General features: G+C 45.3%; 14 protein-coding genes. 4 read left to right on the forward strand and 10 right to left on the reverse strand.

Annotated features, from left to right (window positions below; all coding sequences use genetic code 11):
• Nucleotides 1–25 precede the first annotated feature (25 nt).
• A complete protein-coding gene (locus AC1DP6_RS03255; RefSeq protein WP_477053552.1) occupies nucleotides 26–1,999 on the forward strand; it encodes an alpha-ketoacid dehydrogenase subunit alpha/beta in 1,974 nt (657 codons plus the stop codon).
• A 298-nt stretch (nucleotides 2,000–2,297) separates the two neighbouring features.
• Here the strand turns inward: AC1DP6_RS03255 and AC1DP6_RS03260 are convergent, their stop codons facing one another.
• The 4 genes from AC1DP6_RS03260 to AC1DP6_RS03275 form a co-directional block, all read right to left on the reverse strand.
• Complete coding sequence (locus AC1DP6_RS03260; protein WP_477053553.1) at nucleotides 2,298–3,677, reverse strand: TlpA family protein disulfide reductase; 1,380 nt, start codon at nucleotides 3,675–3,677, stop codon at nucleotides 2,298–2,300.
• A gap of 97 nt (nucleotides 3,678–3,774) precedes the next feature.
• Nucleotides 3,775–4,317 (reverse strand): O-acetyl-ADP-ribose deacetylase, encoded by a 543-nt coding sequence (locus AC1DP6_RS03265; protein WP_477053554.1) that lies wholly within the window; start codon nucleotides 4,315–4,317, stop codon nucleotides 3,775–3,777.
• Between the two features lie 3 nt (nucleotides 4,318–4,320).
• Nucleotides 4,321–5,106, reverse strand: coding sequence for an NYN domain-containing protein (locus tag AC1DP6_RS03270; protein ID WP_477053555.1), 786 nt, complete (start codon nucleotides 5,104–5,106; stop codon nucleotides 4,321–4,323).
• A gap of 119 nt (nucleotides 5,107–5,225) precedes the next feature.
• A complete protein-coding gene (locus tag AC1DP6_RS03275) occupies nucleotides 5,226–5,696 on the reverse strand; it encodes a Dps family protein (RefSeq protein WP_477053556.1) in 471 nt (156 codons plus the stop codon).
• 176 nt (nucleotides 5,697–5,872) lie between these two features.
• On the opposite strand from AC1DP6_RS03275, the gene AC1DP6_RS03280 reads away from it, so the two are divergent.
• Nucleotides 5,873–7,066 carry an MFS transporter gene (locus tag AC1DP6_RS03280; protein ID WP_477053557.1) on the forward strand — a complete coding sequence of 398 codons (1,194 nt, stop codon included), beginning with the start codon at nucleotides 5,873–5,875 and terminating at the stop codon, nucleotides 7,064–7,066.
• Nucleotides 7,067–7,191: 125 nt separating this feature from the next.
• Here AC1DP6_RS03280 and AC1DP6_RS03285 read toward each other — a convergent pair whose 3' ends face one another.
• The 4 genes from AC1DP6_RS03285 to AC1DP6_RS03300 form a co-directional block, all read right to left on the reverse strand.
• Nucleotides 7,192–8,724, reverse strand: coding sequence for a DNA recombination protein RmuC (locus AC1DP6_RS03285; RefSeq protein ID WP_477053558.1), 1,533 nt, complete (start codon nucleotides 8,722–8,724; stop codon nucleotides 7,192–7,194).
• Nucleotides 8,725–8,870: 146 nt separating this feature from the next.
• Entirely contained in the window at nucleotides 8,871–9,947 is a 1,077-nt protein-coding gene (locus AC1DP6_RS03290) for an iron-containing alcohol dehydrogenase family protein (RefSeq protein WP_441578122.1), read from the reverse strand.
• A 20-nt stretch (nucleotides 9,948–9,967) separates the two neighbouring features.
• Nucleotides 9,968–10,693, reverse strand: coding sequence for a 3-deoxy-manno-octulosonate cytidylyltransferase (gene kdsB / locus AC1DP6_RS03295; RefSeq protein WP_477053559.1), 726 nt, complete (start codon nucleotides 10,691–10,693; stop codon nucleotides 9,968–9,970).
• 72 nt (nucleotides 10,694–10,765) lie between these two features.
• Nucleotides 10,766–11,956: a DegT/DnrJ/EryC1/StrS family aminotransferase gene (locus tag AC1DP6_RS03300; RefSeq protein WP_477053560.1), complete on the reverse strand. Its 1,191-nt coding sequence runs from the start codon at nucleotides 11,954–11,956 to the stop codon at nucleotides 10,766–10,768.
• Nucleotides 11,957–12,074: 118 nt separating this feature from the next.
• Here AC1DP6_RS03300 and AC1DP6_RS03305 point away from each other — a divergent pair, with 118 nt between their 5' ends.
• A complete protein-coding gene (locus tag AC1DP6_RS03305) occupies nucleotides 12,075–12,524 on the forward strand; it encodes a YybH family protein (RefSeq protein ID WP_477053561.1) in 450 nt (149 codons plus the stop codon).
• A gap of 481 nt (nucleotides 12,525–13,005) precedes the next feature.
• Nucleotides 13,006–13,551 (forward strand): CAP domain-containing protein, encoded by a 546-nt coding sequence (locus AC1DP6_RS03310; RefSeq protein WP_477053562.1) that lies wholly within the window; start codon nucleotides 13,006–13,008, stop codon nucleotides 13,549–13,551.
• On the opposite strand, the gene AC1DP6_RS03315 is transcribed toward AC1DP6_RS03310, so the two are convergent.
• Both AC1DP6_RS03315 and AC1DP6_RS03320 read right to left on the reverse strand, forming a co-directional pair.
• Nucleotides 13,552–13,842: a hypothetical protein gene (locus tag AC1DP6_RS03315; RefSeq protein ID WP_477053563.1), complete on the reverse strand. Its 291-nt coding sequence runs from the start codon at nucleotides 13,840–13,842 to the stop codon at nucleotides 13,552–13,554.
• 18 nt (nucleotides 13,843–13,860) lie between these two features.
• Entirely contained in the window at nucleotides 13,861–14,601 is a 741-nt protein-coding gene (locus AC1DP6_RS03320; protein WP_477053564.1) for a glycoside hydrolase family 25 protein, read from the reverse strand.
• Nucleotides 14,602–14,702 lie beyond the last annotated feature (101 nt).

The raw sequence follows: 14,702 nt of genomic DNA on the forward strand, positions 1-14,702 counted from the left end.
TTACTGCCTGTTAAAAAGCCAACCCATGTATTTCGACCGGTCAGACCTGAGCGATTCGCAATTACTGTCTTTCTATAAAGCCTTGCTTTATCCACGGCTAATAGAGGAAAAAATGCTGCTGCTATTGCGACAGGGAAGAATAAGTAAGTGGTTTTCGGGCATAGGCCAGGAAGCTATAGCAGTAGGTGCCACGCTGGCACTGGATGCTGACGAGTGGATCATGCCCCTGCACCGCAACCTGGGCGTATTTACTACTCGCGAAATGCCGCTTGACAAATTGCTGCTGCAGTGGCAGGGCAGTGAACATGGCTACAGTAAAGGGCGGGAACGCTCATTTCACTTTGGCAGCACTCCACATCATATCTGCGGCATGATTTCCCACCTGGGCCCTCAGCTTTCTATTGCCGATGGTATCGCCCTCGCACATCAGCTTAAAAAAGAAAAGAAAGTATCCCTCGCCTTTACCGGCGAAGGAGGTACCAGCGAAGGAGAATTCCACGAAGCCCTCAATGTGGCTGCTGTATGGGGTCTTCCCGTTATATTTATCATTGAAAACAATGGCTACGGACTTAGCACTCCCGTAAGCGAACAATATCATTGTGCCAGCCTGGTGGATAAAGCCATCGGGTATGGCATGGAAGGCGTGCAGATAGATGGTAACAACCTGCTGGAAGTCTACCAAACAGTGCGTACCGCGCGGGCCTACGCCATAAAGGCGCAAAAGCCGGTGCTGATAGAAGCCATGACCTTCCGCATGCGTGGCCATGAAGAAGCCAGCGGTGTAAAATATGTGCCTCCTGCCCTTTTTGAAGAATGGGGTAAAAAGGATCCCATTCTGCAATATGAGATCTGGCTGCAGGAAAAACATATTCTTACCACGGCAGATATCGCTGCGATCCGCGATGAGCTGAAACATCAGATTGAAGCAGAGGTGGCTAGAGGTCTGGTAGATACGCCTATCATTGCAAACACGAAAACAGAAATAAACGACCTGTATGCCCCTACACCTGCTGTGGTGGCCGCTGCAGGGCCATCTTCCGAAAAACGCTTTATCAATGCACTGTCCGATGGCTTAAAACAAGCCATGGAAAAGCATCCGGAGCTGATCCTCATGGGACAGGATATTGCGGAATACGGCGGTGCCTTTAAAATTACAGAAGGTTTTGTGGAAATTTTTGGGAAAGACAGGGTACGCAATACGCCCCTATGCGAAAGCGCTATCATAGGCGCTGCGCTGGGATTGTCGATCGCCGGATTTAAGAGCGTGGTAGAAATGCAGTTTGCCGATTTCGTTACCTGTGGATTTAACCAGGTGGTAAATAACCTGGCCAAAATACATTACCGCTGGGGACAACACGCTGATGTAGTGATCCGCATGCCTACCGGTGGCGGTGTTGGCGCCGGTCCTTTTCACTCACAAAGTAATGAGGCCTGGTTTACACATGTTCCCGGCCTCAAGGTAGTATACCCTGCTACGCCGGAAGACGCCAAAGGCTTGCTCACTGCGGCTATTGCCGACCCTAACCCGGTGATGTACTTTGAGCACAAAGCACTTTACCGCAGCATCAGTGGCAGCGTACCGGAACATTATTACACTATTGAAATAGGAAAAGCCGCGCTGGTACAGTCCGGAGACGATATCAGCATTATTACCTATGGCAGTGGCGTACACTGGGCCATGGAATATGCTGCACAGCACCCGGAAATCTCTATCGGGATCCTGGACCTACGCACCCTGGTACCGCTGGATTATCCCGCCATCCGGGAGATCGTAGCTGCTACCGGCAAAGTACTGGTGCTCCATGAAGATACCCTTACCGGAGGCTTTGGCGCCGAAATCAGCGCCTGGATAGCCGAACACTGCTTCTCCCTGCTGGATGCCCCGGTGATGCGGTGCGGCAGCCTGGACACCCCTATTCCATTTGCAGGCACGCTGGAAAAAAATTTTCTCGCCAAATCAAGACTGGACACGTATATACAGCAATTAACCGCCTGGTAATATATCCTTTCATTGGGAATATGCCCCGAAAGTTTTAATTTGCATCCGGAATTAAATAAATCATTATACTATGTTGATGAATCTTTTAACAGTAGTACACACCACCAACTTTTATAAAGTTGGCGATAGTATTGGTCATTTCTTGGCACCTGTAGCCATTATAGTTTTTGCTGCTATGTTTATCTACGCCTGGGCGAAGTACGCAAAACTCTAACAGCACCGCTTTTTCACATCGCACTATAAAACAAAAGGCTTCCTTTAAACGGGAAGCCTTTTGTATAGCTGCTAGCAGATCTTTTTATCCTTTCGTAAGCGTTTTCTCTATCAGTGCCTTTAATGCCGGCTCAGACGGACGTGGCGCATCCACACTTACAATATTGCCCTTCTGGTCAAATACCATAAAACGGGGAATCCCTTTGATATCGTAGCTTTTAGTGATATCGCTCCAGCCACTCATAAAAATCTGTGTTCCCTTCATTTCCTGCTTCTTCACAAAATCTATCCACTTTTCTTTGTCTTTGGCTTCATCTACAGAACAGCCCAGGAACACTACATTTTTGCCTTCCATTTCCTCTTCCAGCTTACTGAGATGTGGCATTTCTTCTTTGCAGGGACCACACCAGGTAGCCCATACATCTACTACCACTACTTTTCCTTTCAGGTCCTGCAGAGATACTTTATTACCCGTTACATCCACACCAGAGAAGTTAATGGCTGGCTCTCCCGCTGCAAAGTGGCGTAAGGTTTTTTCATAAGCCAGGTAACGCTCTTTCTGCAGATCTGTTACCAGGTATTGCTGTACAGGCGCCATTGCCTCTGTAAGCTTTTCAAAAGTTCTGTAGGCCGTAAGGCTTTGCGTAATGGCCACTGCTTTGATGCTATCATTACCAAATAAGGCAACCAGATTTTGAAGCCCCTCAGATGCTTTCGGCCTTTCTTTAGGCATGAAAGTGATCAAATGGAAGGTGGAATAAAGGCCGATAATCCTTGCACCGTCTCCATCCTGCAACAATCTTGCATCAGCATATTTTTTGTCCTGGATAATCTGCCGGTAAAAAGCAGACCGTTGCTCCACCGTTGGATGCTTGGGGCGCGGCATAAGCAGAAATGACATGGCAGCATACTCCATATCTACATCCATTTGGAATTTCAGCAAGTCATTGAATTTTTTGTTGGGCGTATTCACCGCTTTCTTCCAACCAGCAACTTTAGGCACAAAGGCTTCAAGCACAGGGAAATAAGACTCGAAAGTGACAGTGTCGATATTGATTGCCGGCAACATAATTTCTTTCAGGTGCTGATCCCATTGTTGTAACGCTTTGTTTTCGGCAGATCCGGATTGTAGCGTGTAGTCGCTACTGTTAAGTGTCAGTTGCAACTGATCACCTGCTTTCAGGTACACGCGGGCATCCCGGCCTTTAGTGTCTGTTGATGAAACATAATAAAAGCCTTCTTGGGGTGTAGGTACTGCAAAAGCAAAAGCGTGATTTTCATTGACAGCAGCGGTAGCCACTTCTTCTTTACGACCTTCCTTAACGGCATAAAGCGTGATTTTCTTTACTTTTTCATTGGTTGCTTTTCCCTGAATAACGGCGAGGGTGGATGCAGGCACAGGTCCGGCATACGTGCTGGTAAAAGCCATAGCGGCTATCACCGGCATCAGACGATGTAATTTCATTGTTTCGTTTTTAATGGTTGGTGGTTTCGAAATACGTATTCAAATATAAAAAAGGTTGATTGATCGGAGCCAGCATTCTACATCAACGGCAGAAAAATTATTCTTCAGGACGAATATGCTGATTGTAGTACTGTTCTGTATAACGGAGGTTTTCTTCATCGAAACAAACAAATATTACTTCTTCCATTTCCGGATGTAATTCCAGGTATTTCACCACGGTGTCCATGGCAATAAACGCTGCCAGGTCTTTAGGGAAATGATAAATTCCCGTGCTGATGTTTGGAAAGGCCACTGATTTTAAATGATGTCGGGACGCCAGCTCCAGGGAGTGGCGATAGCAATTGGCCAGCAATGCTTCTTCGTTGTGGATCCCGTTATTCCATACCGGGCCTACCGTGTGGATAACGTGTTGGGCGGGTAAACGCCCGGCGGTAGTAATTACTGCTTCGCCGGTTTTACAGCCACCCTGTCGGGCTACGATGGTTCTGCAATCGGCCAGTATGGCTGGTCCACCGGCTCTGTGAATGGCACCATCTACTCCGCCGCCACCCAATAATGACGAGTTGGCGGCATTAACAATGGCGTCTGCTTTTATTTTAGTGATATCGCCCTGAACGATCCTGATCTTCCTGTATGCCATAAGTTATACAGTTCTTACATACACTAGTTTCCCGGTTTTTTTACCGCTTTCCCGGATATCAATTTCAAAGTTGGGAAAACTCTTCAGCAACTGCAGCAGTTTATTGAAGCCATAGTTACGGGCGTCAAAGTCTGGTTGCTTTTTCAACAGCAGGTTGCCCAACTCACCCAGGTAAGCCCATCCATCTTCATCCGCAATATCATTCACGCTGGTAGATAGAAGGGTAATCAATTGTTTATCGGCTTTACTGATGCTGTTCCGCTTTGCTTTGGTGGTTTTAGGTTTGCCGCCGGTTTCATTTTCCGAATCAGTGTCGGTATCCGTATCTGTATCCGTTTTCTTCCTGACCTGTAATATTTCCAGGTAAATAAACTTATCACAAGCTGCCCGGAAAGCGCTGGGGGTTTTTTGTTCTCCCATACCGTACACCCGCATACCTGCTTCACGCAACCGGGTGGCTAATCGGGTAAAATCGCTATCACTGGATACAAGGCAAAAGCCATCTACACGACCAGTATATAAAATATCCATGGCGTCAATAATCATCGCCGAATCCGTAGCATTTTTGCCGGAGGTATAGCTATACTGCTGGATGGGGGTAATTGCATAGTCCAGCAGCACACCTTTCCAGCCTACCACGGTAGGTTTAGTCCAGTCGCCATAAATTCTTTTAAAAGTGGGATTGCCGTATTTCGCTACTTCTTCCAGCATACCCTTTATGTTATGATAAGGTATGTTATCTGCATCTATCAGTACCGCCAGGCGGAGGTCACTCGTTGTATTATCCATTGTTATTGTTTTTGGGATGAAGAGGTGACAACAACAAATGTAGCCATTTACTTAAAATTAAAAACGTGTTAGTTACAGCTTGTTACTGTAGCTAACACGTTGCTTATATGAATGAGATATTATTTGAGATAGGAACGTATCATCCAGGCCAGCTTCAGGTGCTTCTGCAACATTTGCGTTGCAAAATCGGCTGCGCCCTTGTCTTTGTATTTTTCATCAAATTCATCTATCAGTCTGCGGAGATTACGAACAATGGTTTCGTGATCATCGAGTAATTCCTGCAGTTGTTTTTTCTGGTTATTGGAATACTCTGATTCCAACAGGTTGGTGAGCTTTAATACGTCTGCGTAGCGGCCTTCAGCATAGTGACCGATGGAGCGGATATATTCTGCTACTTCATCCGCATATTCTTCCAGCTCTTCATATTGCTCTTCATAGAACTTGTGCATTTCCATGAAGTTGTCACCTTCTATATTCCAGTGAGAATTACGTGTTTTAGCATAAATCACCAGTTCATCTGCCAATACTTTATTTAATTCTAATGCTATTTGCTTTGTGTTTTCTGCTGAAACACCAATGTTTATTTTCATATCATTGAAATTTTTTGGTTACTTAAATTTACAACTTCGGGAGATAGATTATTATGATGGATGTCATGATTTAACAGCCGGTTAATATAAACAGGCTTTACCCTGTTTTTGTTCATGTTTCCTGAAGGTGCCAATTACTTTGCTAAAATTGTACCATAGTTCCTAATTTTGTGTGCATGTATCAGTCGACAGAGAGAATTTACAGTCTTCATTTTATTCTACTTTGCCTTAGCAATGCCCTTTTTTCTGCCAGCTTCAATATGATGATCCCTGAGCTGCCTGCTTATCTTACGCGGATGGGCGGTGCGGATTACAAAGGATATATTATCGGCTTGTTTACTTTAATGGCGGGACTATCCCGACCATTCAGCGGCAAGCTTACGGATACAATAGGACGTGTGCCTGTCATGATTTTCGGCTCGCTGGTTTGTGTGGTTTGCAGCCTGATGTATCCAATCATCAGTTCTGTAGGGGCTTTCCTGTTATTAAGATTCTTTCATGGATTTTCCACCGGGTTTAAGCCTACCGGCACATCTGCCTATGTGTCTGATATGGTGCCGGTAACCCGGCGTGGGGAAGCCATGGGCATGGTCGGTTTGTTCAGCACTATTGGCATGGCCATGGGACCTGCCATTGGCGGCTATGTGGCGGTACGATGGAATATTAACATCATGTTCCAGCTATCTGCCGTATTTGCATTGTTGTCTGTGGTGATACTGGTAGGGATGAAAGAAACGCTGGTTAATAAACAGCCTTTCCGTTTTTCATTGCTGAAGATATCTGCTAATGAAATTTTTGAGCCCCTGGTATGGTCACCGGTGATCATTACTTTCCTTACCTATTTCAGCTATGGTGCTATACTTACTATTATTCCTGATTTCAGTGCTTTCCTGGGTGTTTCTAATAAAGGATTATTCTATACTTTTTTCACAGCCAGTTCTATTGGAATTCGTTTGGTGGCGGGTAAGGTATCTGACCGTTACGGGCGGGTGCCTGTACTAAAGATTTCTGCTATCCTGATGGCGGGTTCTATGTTGATGATGGGACTTGCGGGTAGCAGCAACTTCCTGATGGCCGCCGCTGTTGTGTATGGCATCTCTGTAGGGCTCAACTCTCCGGCTGTTACAGCATGGACCGTAGATCTGGGCAGACCAGAACACCGTGGCCGCGCACTCGCCAGCATGTACATCGCCATGGAGGCGGGTATTGGCTTGGGAGCTTATTTTTCTGCATTTATTTATAGCAACCAGTCTACTAATTTCCCGCTTACGTTTTATGTGATTGCAGGTATCACGTTACTGGCTACTTTGTATCTCAGTTTCGTATACAAGCCGAAACAGGTGAAACATTCGATGATGCAGGAGTTGTAATGGCTTTCATCCGCTGCTTTAATTTTTTTAGGTCCTCAAAAAAGCTGCTTTTTTTTGAGGCTGGTCGTTTGCGGATTTTGTCTTTTCTGCTCCTGCTTCAGGGCCTATGTGTCATTTATCACCTGCTATTCTGTTTCCTCTCCTGGTTCAGCGTTTTCCGTTATGGCAGTTTGCTGTCCGTTGAGCGCCATAGGAGCATCTGAAACAGCTTCGTCTTCCGACATTAAGTCAGCAGGAATCCCTGGTATCCGCTCTTCTTCTGGCAACAATAAATCAGCGGTCATTTCTTTAGGCAATACTTTCTTATTATCCAGGCCTAGTTTGCGCATTTTCTCTGCCCGGCCTATGAGATTACCATTGCCGGACGTCAGCTTATTCATGGCGTCGTCATATGTATTCTGACTACGTTTCAGGTGCGCGCCAATCATGCCCATATCTTCTGCAAAGCCAACGAATTTATCATAAAGGGCACTACCCTGCCGTACAATTTCTTCTGCATTCTTATTCTGTTTATCCAGTCGCCACATGTTATCAATAACACGGAGGGTGGCCAGCAAAGAAGGAACGCTTACCAATATAATCCTTTTACGGAAAGCGAAATCGTACAGATCTTCGTCCTGCTGCATAATCGCCAATGCATATGCTGGCTCAATGGGGATAAACAGCATCACAAAGTCGGTCGTATTTTTATACAGCGTATGATATGCTTTGGCGCTTAATTCACTGATATGGTTCTTTACCGATTGGAGGTGCATTTTCAATGCATATTTTTTATCCTCTTCATTAACGGCGCTGCAATATTGTTCGTAGGCTTTCAGTGACACTTTGGAATCTATCACCAGCTGCCGGTTTTCCGGGAGCTGTAATACCAGGTCTGGTTTTCTCAACTGTCCAGTTTCGTCCCGTTGCGCATCCTGGGTAAAGTAATGTACTCCTTTCTCCAGGCCCGATGCTTCCAGTACTCTTTCCAGTATCATTTCTCCCCAGTTACCCTGTTTCTTCGTATCTGCTTTCAGGGCGTTGGTAAGGTTATTGGCTTCTTTCGACAGGGTTTGATTGAGGAGCAAAAGGCGTTGCAGTTCATTTTTCAACTCTGTACGTTGAGCCGTTTCCGCCACCAGTGACTGTTGTACACTGCTGCGGAAGTTATCTATCTTCTCTGATAGTGGTTTCAGCACATCATCCATTTTCACCTTGTTCTGTTCCATAAACGTACCAGAGATACGTTGCAATAGCTGCTGGGCAATATTTTCAAACTGAACTTTAAAGTCCTCCTGCACCTGCTGCAGCCTTTCCTTTTCCCCCATCAGCTGTTGCTGCAGGTATTTATTCTGCTCCATCATCCGCCCCTGTTCAGACATCAATACCGAGAATTCTTCGTTTATCCGTTCCAGTTGCTGCTGCTTCTCCTTCACCAGCATGGCCTTGTCATCCAGCATATTTTGCAGGTACTCCTGCTTGGCTTCCAACAGGTGATACTTCTCCTGCTGCGCAGTATAGCCCGTTTGTAATGACGCATAACTCGCCTGGGCCGCGCTGAGCTGCTGCAATTGCTGCTCCTGTATGGCCTCCTGCGCCTTCTGTTGCTGTTTCGCAGTGAACAGGCAATAACCCAGCACAAGAATGCCTATTCCCGAAATAATCAATAGTATCAGCATGATAATCTTCTCCTTAAGCAATAATAACTTTTTTCTACGCACTGGATTTGCGTTGTAAAAAATTAGCGGAGACAAACAGGTATTATCTACCCRTCTATCTCCGCTAATTTCTATATCAAAATAAAATCAGAATAATACTAAAGAGATTATAAACGCTCGTACAGCTTACGCAGTCTTTCGCGGGTCATGATCTCCTTCCAATCTTTACCCAGTGCATTTTCCCATAACGGTGCCATGCCCAGTGATACGTTGATCATAATATCAAACTGCTCATCGGTGAGCCCTTTGGTAATCCCCTGTGGGATTTCAATGTTATGCTTTTTCACCATCTCCTTGAACTTGGCCACGCCTTCCGGATAAAACTCCTCCAGCTTGTCAAATACAATACAGTTACCGATACCGTGTTTGGTACCCAGCAGGTAAGCCAGTCCATAGCTCACCGCATGCGCCACTCCCACCTGGGAATAAGCAATGCTCATGCCACCGGCGTAAGATGCCATCATCAGTTTCTCATCTGCGTCATCATCCCAGTTTTCTTTCTGCAGGAAAATTTCCTCACACAGCTCCTGTGCTTTTTCCCCATAAGACTGACTGAACGCATTCAGATAAGTACCCTGCAATGATTCCACACAGTGAATAAAGCAGTCCATAGCGGTATAAAAACGCTGGTTAGGTTCAACTGTTTTCGTCAGTGAAGGATCCAGTACGATCTGATCAAAAGGAGTGAAATCGGAGTTCATACCCAGTTTACGGGTAGGGCCGGTTAACACACAGGTACGGCTTACTTCTGCACCAGTACCGGAAATAGTAGGAATACCTACTTTATACACACCCGCTACCTTTACCAGGTCCCAGCCCTGATAGTCGGCAGAAGATCCTACGTTGGTCATCATCAACGCTACAGCTTTGGCCATATCCATTACAGATCCGCCGCCAATACCAATGATACCGGATACGGTACCAAATTCAGCTTGTAGCTCATCACGGATCTTGTCTACCGTTTTGGTTTTTGGCTCATCGGTAACGTCAATCACTACTATTTTGTCCTTTCCCTGTAAAGGTACCCGGGCCAAAAATTCCTTTTTATCCTGGAAATACTCATCCACGAAAAATATCATGGGAGCATCACCTACGCGCCTGGGGGCCAGTATTTCGCCCAGCTGATCAAAACATCCGCTGCCGTAAACTACGTAGTCCACCATTTTAAAATTCCTGAATTTCATATATCCCTGTTAGTTAGATGTTATAAAAGTTTTGATGCCTTCTCCAGATCCTCCGGTGTATCGATTTCCACACCCATGTAAGAGGTTACCACCATTTTCATGGGAATACCATTCTCCAGGTAACGCAAACACTCAATTTTCTCTGCTGCTTCCAGCGGTGTTACCGGCATTTGTGTAAAGTCCAGCAATGTTTGTTTACGGAAAGCATAGATACCGATATGCTCGTAGTATACAGATTTAACGTCTTTATTACGTGGATAAGGAATAACAGAGCGGGAAAAGAATAATGCATTGGAGTGCTTGTCTACCGCTACTTTCACGTAGTTGGGATCTTCAATGGAGGCCTGGTCTTTCAGTTCCTGCATCAGCGATGCCACCTGCACTTTCTTCCCTTCTTCCCCTTCAAATACCTTCAGTAGCTTCTCCAGTGGGTCTTTTTGTGTAAACGGTTCATCCCCCTGAACATTCACCACAATATCTACGTCCATGTCTACAACGGCTTCGGCTATACGATCGGTTCCACATTCATGCTCTTTTTTGCTCATGACTGCTTTACCACCATTATTTACAATTTCATTATAGATCAGGTCACTGTCTGTCACCACCATCACATCATCAAATACCCCGGTTTTTACAGCCGATTCATACGTACGCAGAATCACTGTTTTATCACCCAGTTTTGCCATCATCTTACCTGGAAAACGGGATGCTCCATAACGGGCAGGTATCAACGCAATTTTTCTCATGCCTTCTGATTTTATCTGCAAAGGCGTGAAGTGGTTTGTAATAATGGCCACTCCGCGCCTTTGCCGGAAACTTTATAATGCGCTTTTAACAGCCTTCACCAGCTTTTCAGCTCTTTCCTGAATTTCGGCGTCACTCCAGCTCAGGTTAATGGGGGTGGAAATGTTTCTGCCAATGATCAGATCAGAAGCCGGGAATTCTTTTGTTTTATAGACTTCCATGGCTTGTTTCAGCTCTTTTGCAAAAGGAGTTAATACACCTCCCTCTTTAAAATGCTGCCACTGACGGATGTAGTGCCAGTTATTATCATAGTAATGAAAAGCAGCTAAGCCGGCGGCCTTCATCGCAGCAGCAGCTTTCGCAGCCTGGGCTGTTTCCGGCAGGAAGAACGACAGGAACGTTGCACTGTCGCCCGCTTCATCCGGTAAACGACGGAAAGTTACACCCGGCACAGTAGCCAGTGCATCTTTGAATATTTTCTTGGTTTTACGTTGTATTGCCAGGAAGGTGTCCAGCTTGCGCACCTGGGCCAAACCTACTGCAGCATGCAGTTCGGAAATACGGTAGTTGTATCCGATAAACGGATGCAGATCAGCACCGCGGTCTACGCCGAGGTGATCATGACCATGGTCCRTATAGCCGTCACATTTAGTATAAATATCTTTATTATTGGTAATGATAGCACCACCTTCTGCGCAGGTAATGGTTTTTACAAAGTCAAAAGAGAATGTACCGGCATCACCGATAGAACCTAATGCTTTTCCTTTGTAAGAGGCTCCAAAAGACTGACACGCATCTTCCAGCAGGAAGAGGTTATGCTTTTTACAGATAGCCTGCAATGCGTCAAGATCAGCCATAGCACCACACATATGCACCGGCATAACGGCTTTGGTACGGGGGGTGATGGCAGCTTCTACTGCTTTAGGATCCAGTGTAAGGGTATCATCCACATCTACCAGCACAGGTATGGCACCTACAGAAAATACGGACTCAAAGCTGGCAACGAATGTAAAGGTGGGCATGATAATTTCATCACCGGCCCCCAGTCCGAGCGCAGCCATCGCCGTGGTTAATGCGGCAGTACCACTGGAAGCAAGCTGAGTATACTGTACATTCAGTTTATCGCAAATGGCCTGTTCCAGCTCTTTTGCTTTCCAGATACCTTTACGCGGACCATCAAATCCGTAACGCATCATGATACCAGTTTCCAGTACGTCGTTTACTTCTTTCCTTTCCTCGGCTCCAAATAGTTCATATCCGGGCATAAACTGTTGATTTTTAAATATAATTGTAAGTGATGTGCTAAAAATAATGCTGCAAAGTTACTATAATCAGAGTTGCGTTACATCGGAAAAACTGTTTATCTTTTGCTAAAAATTTAACATGCGTTTTATTCTGTTCCTTACACTATTGGCATCTCTGGCACTGCTGCCGGCGCAGGCCCTGAAGGCTCAACAAGGCGACCAGCAAGGCGACCAGCAAAAAATCACTGCGCTCATGACAGCGCAAACAACTGCCTGGAATAAAGGGGATATCAACGGCTTTATGCAAACCTACTGGCATTCCGATTCCTTACTGTTTATTGGTAAAAACGGGGTTACCTATGGCTGGCAGGCCACACTGGATCGATACAAGAAAACTTATCCGGATGCCACTACCATGGGTACACTGGATTTTAAACTACTGGAGTTCAAGCCCCTGGCCGCTGGCCTATATCTTTTGATTGGTAAATGGCACCTGCAAAGAACTATCGGTGACCTGGAAGGACATTTCAGCCTGGTATTGAAGAAAATTCAGGGAGAATGGAAAATTATCGCAGACCATAGCAGCTAAAAAAAACCATCCCAGGAATAGGATGGCCAATATACACCACAACATTAAAGAAGTATTGAAACTCCTTTAGTTTAAAGAAGTAGGATTTTCATCTGACACGGTAATATGTTCAATGCTTCCGATTTTTTTGCTCATTACATGAAAGGAATTGCAAAGACTATTCCACCCCGGAAACGGCCGTTTTAAGCTGTTTAGCGAACTCCGTCCGGGGCATCCTTTCCCCAAATGCCTGATTCACAGTGGGAAAGAAACACAACGGCACCCTGCAGAAATATAGCAGTTGTGATTAACATTAGATTTACAAAAGCTATAATGAATTTCTCATATCTACACCCTATCTTTGGAGCCTCGTTAATGTTTTAACCCATAACCTCTGAGCAACCAAGAGTAGTTTTAATCAAGTTCCTCCTAAAGCCAATTTAGTTTTAATCCAAGTCCTGTTTAGAACCCGGTATCTATTTACTATAACTTATTACTGGTTATGTCCGGGAAAATTATCCGTATTGCTATCTCAATGATGGCCGTTATATGCTATTGCAGTTGCACCAAATCAGCAGGTGTTACCCCCAATGAGCCTGGCAAAACACCGCCGGCAGATACTTCTATCGTACCAGAAAACAGGGTTGACCGCAATGCGTTACTCGTTCTGGTAAATGGGCTACGCAGCCATGGCTGCAAATGTGGAGATGATCAGATGCCACCGGTAGGTGCTGTTATCTGGAATGGTTTATTGGAAAAAGCTGCCTACGATCATAGCAAAGACATGGCGATCAATAAATACTTTGATCACAACTCCCCCAATGGCTCCACGCCGGGTGCCAGACTCGATGCTGCTGGCTATCACTGGAATTATTATGGTGAAAATATTGCTGCTGGCAGTATGGACGAACAAGCCGTGATACTCGGCTGGCTGAATAGCCCCAAACACTGTCATAACATGATGAATCCTGCTTTCACAGAAATAGGTGTGGGTCTCTACAATAATAACTGGACGATGGAACTTGGCAAAAGAAGTTTTGTTCAATAATCACGGTGCACTCATTTTCTTGCGCCATGCGCGCCATATATAGTAGATATAGGCAACGAGTGTAATGCCAAACCAGGAATAGAAAAAGGTCATCCTGCCGGGGGTAGATTCCTCCGGCACAGCAAAGCCCAGATACAGGCCAAAGAATACGTTGATCATCATCCAGAAAAAACCAATAAAGATCGTACGCATGATTTTTATGAGGAAATGAAACAACTCATAATCCATCTTATTAGGATCTTCCGGTTCCGGTACTTCCGGATTCCCTGGTGTTGCTGGTCGTTCTGCCATAGTGAATGATATGCGTTACTAAGGTATGCACAGTTTAGCAAGTGCAGCACTGTCTCCCTTAAATACATTAAAATCTACGGTGGTACGGATACCGTTTACCCTGCCAATGTCACTATGTTGCCAGAACATCCAGGTCCTGTCTGAACGGGGCCGTTCCTTCTGGTAATAGTGTGCAATCCATAGCGGGTAGCGGTCAAATTCATTGCCAAGATATGTTTCGTAGAAGTGGATATTAGTATAAATGATCGGCTTTACTTTATATACTTTTTCCATTTCCTCCAGCCAGATTTTTGCCGTGCTGCGGATAACAGCCGCGGGTTGATTATTACTGGTTTCTATATCCAGCACCGGCGGCAGATCTCCTGACTGCAGATCCGCTACGTTATGAAAGTTAATGGCTTGTTTCAACGGATCACGGGTGGCATAAAAAAAATGGTAAGCCCCCCTTATCAGTCCGGCCTTGCCCGCTCTGTCCCAGTTTTGCCGGAAGGAGGCGTCCTGCCGGGTAATTCCTTCAGTAGCTTTTATAAAGGCAAAGGATATACGAATCTTATCCACTTGCATCTGCTTTACTGCCTGCCAGTTAATCTCTTTCTGAAATTTAGATACATCTATACCGTGAATTTTGTAATTCACCGGCATATCTATTCCAAATTCTTCATACCTCACAAAGGTAATGCCCTTGTCACGCTCTTTCCACCATAAGTAAGCCAGTACGGCCACTACTACTAATAATAATCTGATCCAGATGCTTTTCACTTTGCTTCAGTTAGTTGCAGGGTAATTGGGTAAGGTGACTGTAATAAATGCCGACAGCCCTATTTTTTCAGCAAGTATAGGCTATAATTTGTTTAAAGGGA

This window comes from Chitinophaga sp. 01L420 (genome assembly GCF_056399985.1).